Source organism: Belliella kenyensis (assembly GCF_022549675.1).
In the GTDB taxonomy this organism is placed as follows: domain Bacteria; phylum Bacteroidota; class Bacteroidia; order Cytophagales; family Cyclobacteriaceae; genus Belliella; species Belliella kenyensis.
In genome coordinates this window covers 181,808-189,669 of the sequence record NZ_JAKZGR010000010.1, presented here as the reverse complement: position 1 = coordinate 189,669, position 7,862 = coordinate 181,808, and the positions used below count along the sequence as shown (strand labels likewise).

Here is a 7,862-nt window from a genome sequence, read left to right as displayed (position 1 = left end):
GTTCCTGCTGTCGCTGTTACCAAACCTGTAGCCGATATGCTTACTACTGATGGGCTAAAGGTGTATGTGCGATCTGCATCGTAATCCGTGATTTGGAACGTACCTGTTGCTACTTCACAAGTTGGTTGGGTTACCGTTCCTGCTGTTGGTGCTAATGGGGTTGCTGGTTGGGCATTCACCACTATAGCTTCTGAGGCCTCTGAGGTACAGCCTGCTGCATTGTCTACCGTGAAGGTGTAGGTTCCTGCTGTCGCTGTTACCAAACCTGTAGCCGATATGCTTACTACTGATGGGCTAAAGGTGTATGTGCGATCTGCATCGTAATCCGTGATTTGGAACGTACCTGTTGCTACTTCACAAGTTGGTTGGGTTACCGTTCCTGCTGTTGGTGCTAATGGGAACGGCGAAGCCCCCGTCAACGCAATCGGAGCACAATTACCCGAATCTGAGATGCTTACATTGTAATCTGTTCCTGAAGCTATTGGGGCAGAGACCCAAGTATGTGTTCCATCACCATTGTCTGTCCAAGTACCTGGGCCTCCTGTGCCTGTGGCTACAAATGGACCAAAGCCTCTGAAAGTCGCTGTCAACTCATAAGTTTGTGTATTCTCAATACATTCTGCGGAAAGGCTACCTTCTTGCGCTAAGTTTGGTGGATAATTAAAATTTATATCTTGCTCACAGATATATGTATTACCTGCCTCATCGGTCAATGTCCATTCTCTTACAAAAACCCAAGGATTTTGCTGAATGAAAATATATTCAGAAGTAACTGACACAATACCGCAATCTGATAAAAACTCTCCCCCTGCTTCAACAAACTCAGCATATGAAGATGTTTGAGGTGCCAATCCACTTGGAATGGTGTAAAAAATCCTAACTCTGCCTTGATCCGTAAAAATATCCAACTCAAATTCGGTACCATCATCTTCCAATCCTTCGCCTGAACAAGGAAGTACATTATACACCAGAGGCTCAGGACAAACTACCTCGCCTACGCAGCATACTGGAGCTTCACCAGAAATTAAAATCGGAGCACAATTACCCGCATCTGAGATGCTTACATTGTAATCTGTTCCTGAGGCTATTGGGGCAGAGACCCAAGTATGTGTTCCATTACCATTGTTTGTCCAAGTACCTGGACCTCCTGTGCCTGTGGCTACAAATGGGCCAAAACCACTAAAAGTTGCCGAAACAGTATAGTTCGACTCATTTGCTATACACTCCACTGTAGGCTCGCCTACTTGCTGCAACTCAGGTAAAGTAAAGTCAAAGCTAACCAACTGCTCACAGACATAGGTATTACCTGCCTCATCGGTCAGCGTCCATTCTTTGATATACTCGTTGCTATTTCCTGTCGGCAGAAACTCAAAAGTAACTGACTCGATATCAAACACGGAAGCAAACGAGCCATTGTTTACCGAATTGGAAAACTCTTCATAAGAAGAATTCTGAACTGCAAAACCTCTTGGAATAGAATAGAAAACTGAAATCGGGCCTTGAGTAGTTTGTAAGGTAAATTCAAAATCTTGATGTGTAGATGAATCTCCTTCTTCATTAGTTGAATCTGAGCATGGTATAACTTGGTACACTAATGGCTCAGGGCATGCTAATTCATAAACAGTGATTGTAGCAGTCGCAGTGGAGCACAATGGAGGATCTAACCTGTCACAAATCTGATAAACCAAAGTGTATGTTCCAGATGATGTTCCAGGAGCAATGGTAATAGTTCCATCTGGATTTAATGTCAACGCAGGATTAGAACTTATTACTGACAATACTACATCCGATAAATTAACTGGTTCTCCATTAAGAACATCATTTTCCAAAACACTAGGGGTAGTACCTCCATCAATACCACTTATAGGGCCATAATTATCATCATTTGCCTCTATATCCCTAACCACACTTAATTCTCCAGCTATTGATTCGGTAGGACAGACACGATTGATATGTGTAACAATCACCCTGAAAAGATGTCCATCTTGAGATAAGGTTATGTTTTGGATAGTTAGTTCATCGGTATCAACTCCACTAAATTGACCAATATTGGTAAGATCTGTCCAAGTGTTACCATCATCGGTGCTAACTTGCCATTGATACAATAAATCAGCTGTTGCATTTACAGCAGGGGGTATATTATAATCTGGTGTTCCTAAATTAAATGTATTGGTGTTAATAGCAGAGGCTGCAGCAGTAAATGTAACCGTAGCGCCAACATAATCAGAAACATCAGCTGGCTCTGAATCTACAGCAATTAGAGTAGCGGTTAGGGCATTTGCATAGTTTCCAGTATAGCTAGCATCTATTACGGTACCATCAGGATTTGTGGCAGGAGGATTTCCATCACCGTAGTAGTCATTGCCGTCAGAGCCGATTGCGTTAATATCACCATAATATTCGACTGCATCAGGACAGCCATCATTATCTGAGTCTAAATCTAAACGATTAGGAATACCATCCATATCGTTATCGCATTCTGGATAGAACCTCACAAAGTAAGTGCTCCATCTATCAGAAGTAGCGTCATTGGTATAAAATCCAAAGTTTTTGTCAGAATAATCTAATAATGCAGTAAAAAGGACAGCACCTAGCCTATCTGATTCAAAGTCAAAAACTTCGTCTGAATTATTAAACTGAAAATAAGTGTTACCTTCTAAACCATTCTCCCAGTTGCCTGAGTTGATGATAGATTGATTTACAAGTTGAGCTTCATTGCTATATAGTCTAATTTCTCTCCTTTGAAAAGGGAAATATTCAAGACCTTGTTCCAGAGCAACAATTGATTTTACTTGACCAGTAATCGACCAATCAGTTACAGGAAGATCACCTCGAACATAAAATGCATCAGCAGTTGGATGTACATTTGCATTTGTTACCGAAACTAAAATTATTCCTGAATTTGGTGCATATCCATACAAATGGCTAAAATCACCACTGAGATTTAATCCGTTTTGCTCTGTTCCAGTAAAAGAAATCCCAAAATCAGATGGTCTAAGCATGGTAAATCCAGCTGGATAACCAGCTATCACATCATCTAAACAGGCATTTTCCTCTGCGTCAGTAATACCATCATTATCATCATCCAAATCACAATGATCACTTACACCATCTCCATCGCTGTCTGGGTTGCTGGCAGATATATCACATGGATCATAAACAAAAATGGTTATGGTTGCCATATCGCAAAGCGAGGTTTCTACCTGATCGCAGATTTGATAGGTTATTGTGTATGTTCCTGCTGGAGTTCCAGCCGGCATAATCACATTACCTGTATTGGTATCAAGTGTTGGGACAACTCCCCCCGCAATAGGAAACGCTGGTGTAACTACGCTCACCGAAACGTTAGATACACTTACAGGATTACCATTCAGTAAATCATTGGTTAGTGCATTTCCAACTAAAGGTGATCCGATTGTTCCATTTAAAGGCCCGTAGTTATCATCATTAGCTAAAATACTATTGATATCAATGATGATATTTGCACTAAATTCAGAAGTATTCCCATCTAAATCTGTCCCAGTAAAAGTAATTACATCCCCAACAGCTAATCCTGAAACGGAAAGTATCCCACTAAATAACCCATTTGCATCTGAAGTAAGCGTGCCTAGATAGGTTCTTCCCTCCCCATGCGGCACAGATAGGCCATCTCCTGAAATAACTTGCCCATTAATAGTCCCAAATTCGAAGGCTTGAAATACCTCCACTTTGGTATTAGCAAACAAGGTACTTCCAGCTGGGTTGTCTCCAACGTATCCTTCTAAAATTAATTGATTTAGGGAGGCACTTAATAAAGCTGTAGTAGCAATAGGATAATCCATTCCCGAATTGGCAGTGTTTACATTTTTAATGCCATCATTCGGTGTAACTTCATCATTGGTAGAGTCGTCATTTAAATCAGAGATGTTCAAATTTATTCCCAACAATGAATTGTTGTAAATGCTATTTTCAGTGATATGTATTCTTTCGCCATTAACTGGAGGGTTGGTATCATTGGTACGGGAATTAACTAAAACTCCATGGCCATTGGCTGTATTGCGAATAATATTGTTAGAAATGGTTACATCGCTAGCGGCCATCGCTACAACTGCTGCATTTTGAGCAGGAATAACTCCAGAAATAGCAGTTTGCATTCCATGCTCAATAGTATTACCATGAATTACAACATTCTGAGCACCGCCAAGCTCAATATTTCCCCATATAGTTTGTCCAATATAGTTATGTCTAACAGTATTTGGTCCTGCTCCAAAAATACGTACAGACTCTTGAGGATTGGAAGCAGGTGAAGTAATACCTGTATTCAAAATCGAGTTTCCTTCAATCAAGGCATTCTCTGAATTTACAACATATACCCCAAATGCGTTGAGGTGACCAATTAGATTATTTCTTACAACTATGTTAGTTGAACCATTGATCCAAACCCCCTGTCTCAAACGATTATTAAGACCTGAATCTGAGAAACTAGTAGCAGAGGAACCAATGAAGTTTTGCTCAACTAGCCCATTCGAAGCACTTGACTCAAACCTAATCCCATCGATATTATTAGATCCCCCATCAGGTTTTCTTATGGCTACGCCTCTGAAGGTAGTTTCCGAACCTGTTACTCTAAAAACAAACGCAGCTGCTGTAGATGCTAACTGCCTTCTTACTTCCACCTCTGGTCTATCTACTTGGTTGATGGTACTGATACCAGCACCTGTACCCACATTTCCAGAATATCCTTCGCTACCTGTATTTGTATTACCAACGTTTACTGTTTGTGTAGTACCATCTATGCTAATAAAATCACCTGTGATATCTGGTAGAGCTGCTGTTTTGGTTATAACAGCAACACCTGCCGTCAATTGATTAGGCAATCCAGCCCTTAATCCAGGTACAGCATTACCGTCCGAAATCATGAAGATACTCACATCTCTACCAGCGGGCTGACCTTCTATAGCAAGATTGGCAACACTCAAAGCATTGGCATTAGCAATAAATTGACGCAAAGAGCCTTGACCGGTGTTTGTGGTATTTACTATAGTATTGAAATTGAAACCAAAATCAATATTTGTAACATCAGCTGCTACAACTGATACAGGCGTAATAGACTGTGCAGTAGCTGAACTAGTAGTTAGTGCTGCTAAAGTAGTTGTACCATTTGCGGCATCAATTAGCAATGGATTTTCACCTCCTACTCTATTTACATCGGCTACTGCTGTACCTGAAGATGCATCTGTTCTATAGGTTTGTACCCCACGCAGTGTAGCTACTGATCCAGCTCTTTGAGATAACACTGTTTGACTTGCTACCCTAACTGTATAATCACCAGAGCTAGAAATAGGGAATTGATAATTTCCATCACTATCGGTCAAGGTACTGCTGACAAAACTTCCAGAGCTGTTATACAATTCTACCCTAGCATTCTCAACAGCGATTTGATTATTGGCAAAACCACTGGCTACTGCAGAAGCATTTGCCGTGGTATAATCTCTTCCAGCACCTCCGCCATAATTGATATCTTCAAAAACGCGACCCGAAAGCGTAAGGCTAAATGGAGTCAAGAAAACGCGTGCTGCACCTGCACAATCCAAAACCTGCTCACAATTACAGGTACTCAGACCATCGTCACACTGTTCTGTTCTGATGTTAGCATTTGGTGCTTGTGCAGTAGCATATGCGATGTTGACCACAACTCCATCATCTATATCTTCCTGCTGAACAATATAGCTAAGTGTGTAGGTCGCAAACTCGTCTACCAGCAAAGTGCCTTCTGCACTGCCTTCGCTTGCAGATTCAAATACAGGAGTGCCTAAAGTCCCAATACCTGTAAAAGCATCTTCAACTAAAGAAACATTGGTAAGCGTTACATTCCCAGTATTGGTAAGTTGAAAAGTGTATGAAATTGTTTCTCCAACCTGTGCAAAAGTATCACTGTTCTCATCATTAAAAATTGCCGACTTCAATATTTCAATTGCTGGACTTTGATTAATTTGAGTATTGACTGTAGAAGACAGTTGACTAAGTTCTAGGTTAGTTGCTACAGTAGCAGTATTGGTTATGCCCCCCCCCTGATCGATATTTGTTTGTGTGACTTGATAGCTAACTGAATACACCCAAACTTCCCCTACGTCCAATACACCGTTATTATTACCATCTCCTGAAACCAAAACTGGATTTAACACAGTTGGCATACCATCAAACACCAACTCATCATAAATAACAACATTCTCATGTGATACATTTCCCAAATTGGTAAGCGTAATGGTATACTCCAATAAAGTAGGTGTATCTATTTCTTCATGATTAACCTCCTTGAGGATGGACAAGGCGCAATTATTCAGTGTAATCGAAACTGGTGATCTTGGCCCCTCACAACTTTCTGCATTGACTTGTGATACCCAAACAGTATATGTCCCCAATGAAGCTGTATTAGTATCAATAGTCGGAATCTCTGCCAGAGGAGTATCTGATGTTTCTGAATCATAATATAGTAGAGAATATCCTGGATCAGCTGTAACAGTATAGCCTAAGGTACCTGAACCTAAACAGTAGATTTCATTTTGTGTATCGGTTACATCTGGAGCAAAAGGTAAAAAACTCAATTCAATTTCTGAAAAAACTGTCGCCGCCTGGGTAGCGCAGCTCCCAGATGGACCTAGCGGAATTTCAATGGTCAATCTAAATATATAATCACCAGGTACATTCGCCGTAACATCAGTAGCCTGAGTACTTGGACTGGAAAAAGTTGCCGAAGCAGGTCCGGAAGTTTGGGTCCATGCATAGCTTGAAGGACTCACACCAGGCGGTAATCCTGTAATGACCGCATCCAAACTCGCTTCCCCAACGCAAAGTTTGTTTCCCGAATTTCCAAAGACAGTTACATCCGCTTCTATTCGAGGGGTACCCCCTTGCTGAATCAAGTCAGCAAAAACAAGGCAGACATTCCCTCCACCAGTACACGAAGCATATTGTATATTTCCTATAACTATTCTCCTATTGTTGGAACAGGTACTTGTGGTGGACCCTATAGCACCTGTCTGTGTACCAATATTGGAGACATTTTCAATAATGATAGCTGTATTCTGAGGTAAAATGAGGTCTACGTTATTGGATGACCATAGGATCCGCCCACCATCTTCTATGATGATAGTTTGGATATGACTAGGCACAGTAATGGTTGAGCCTAATGTAATGAGCACACCATTTGGTATTATTACAGTACCATCACAGGTAGCCTGGTTATTATTTAAGAAAGTAATAAACTGCGTTTGAGTCATGTCTGAAGGTACAGTACAGGCTGCCTGTACTTTGCCTAAAAACCCGATCAAAAAAACCAAGGTAAAAGCCAACTTAGTCAAAGGGGTTCTACCTATTAAAATAAAAAATTGGGAAATAAAATTCTCCATAAAAGACTTACTAACGGGTGAAAATTGGATGTCTTGTAAATTTTTAACCATGATTTCCCCAGTATAAAAGTTCAAAAAAAGCTTCATCAACTCTAGATTTAAGGAAAGAAGTTGAGTTCATCCTTGAAAAGAACAAATTGACAAACTGTATACATACAATTATAAAAATTGAAAAAGCAAATGTGGATTTTTCAAAAATATAATTGTATCCTCTGAAGTCAATCTTAGGATTTGCCAGTATATAATTTTTCATAATTAGAAAGCTAGTTAACAATAATTACAAGCCCCTAACTCATAACTGTAACTTTCTATTGCGGCTTCAAAAAATAAGCCCTACATAAATAGATTAGACCATTGAAAATATTTTGTTTTACCAAGTCAGTTAAACTTAAAACATCAAAAGAAAAAACTTTATCAGCAAAATTATGATAAATTATCCAAAACAAAATAAAATGAGAATTTTTATTTTTTAGG

General features: G+C 40.0%; 1 protein-coding gene. It reads right to left on the bottom strand.

Annotation, left to right across the window (positions count from 1 at the left end):
- On the bottom strand, positions 1–7,439 hold a 7,439-nt coding region (locus tag MM214_RS12270), incomplete at its 3' end, for a DUF7507 domain-containing protein (RefSeq protein WP_241295868.1).
- Positions 7,440–7,862 lie beyond the last annotated feature (423 nt).